1 protein-coding gene is annotated in these 640 nt (G+C 62.3%); it reads right to left on the bottom strand.

The window, feature by feature from the left end; all coding sequences use genetic code 11:
- Positions 1-87 precede the first annotated feature (87 nt).
- Complete coding sequence (locus ACMZ6R_RS20500) at positions 88-585, bottom strand: 3-isopropylmalate dehydratase small subunit (protein ID WP_416114811.1); 498 nt, start codon at positions 583-585, stop codon at positions 88-90.
- Positions 586-640: the final 55 nt, after the last annotated feature.

Genomic DNA, 640 nt, shown 5'->3' with positions numbered 1-640 from the left:
TTTTTGGAGGGGGTCCGGGGGAACCTTTTTTTCAAAAAAGGTTCCCCCGGCCGCCGGAGGCATCCTCTATCCTCTTCTTCTTATTGACTACGCACGCGCCGCGAGGCGTTCCTTGACGTAGGGGACGAGGCCGCCGGCGTCGAGGATGCCCTTCATGAAAGGCGGCACGGGCTTGCACTGGATTTTCTCACCCGTGGTCAGGTTTTCGATGACGCCGGTGTCGGCATCGACCTTGAGTTCGTCGCCGTCGCTGATCCTGGCCACGTCGTCGCCGATCTCGAGCAGAATCAGCCCCATGTTGAAGCTGTTGCGGTAGAAGATGCGGGCGAAACTGTGGGCGATGACGACCGGGATGCCCGCGCCCAGGATGGCGACGGGGGCATGTTCGCGCGAGGAGCCGCAGCCGAAGTTCTCGCCGGCGACCATGATGTCGCCCTCTTTGACCCGCTTGATCCAGCCGGGCTCCAGGCCCTCCATGCAATTGGCCCCAAGCTCGGCCATATCCGTGGTGACCAGGAACCGGGCCGGTATGATGGCGTCGGTGTCGATATGCGCCCCGACCTTGTGCGCCTTGCCATGGTACATAGGTAGCTCCTTATGGGGAGGAGGCGGAGAGTGCGGGGAGGGAACCCCTTTTTGC

The organism is Solidesulfovibrio sp. C21, from assembly GCF_047785625.1.
Lineage (GTDB): Bacteria > Desulfobacterota > Desulfovibrionia > Desulfovibrionales > Desulfovibrionaceae > Solidesulfovibrio.
The sequence above is the reverse complement of the archived record's forward strand: the minus strand, read 5'-3'. Positions and strand labels throughout refer to the sequence as shown.